Annotated in this window: 1 protein-coding gene; it reads left to right on the forward strand. The window is 46.8% G+C overall.

Annotated features, from left to right (window positions below; all coding sequences use genetic code 11):
• Positions 1-222, forward strand: a 222-nt coding sequence (locus AX677_RS00385) for a hypothetical protein (RefSeq protein WP_156445969.1), incomplete at both ends; no start/stop codon positions are given.

Below are 222 nucleotides of genomic sequence, written 5' to 3' on the forward strand. Positions count from 1 at the left end.
ATTCAATTAATCCAGACGGATCCATTACTTTCACTCCAGACAAGCAATATGTAGGCACCCCAGATCCAGTTACTGTTAAGCGTGTAGATAAGAATGGTACAGAAGTAACCGCGACTTATACTCCGACAGTGACGAAAGTAACGCCAACTAGTACAGGTGCAACGAGCACAGGTCCTCAAGGTGTTCCACAAACCGGTACTCCAACCTTCCAAGGTGGCGATC

Source organism: Streptococcus sp. CCH8-C6 (assembly GCF_001557225.1).
In the GTDB taxonomy this organism is placed as follows: domain Bacteria; phylum Bacillota; class Bacilli; order Lactobacillales; family Streptococcaceae; genus Streptococcus; species Streptococcus sanguinis_C.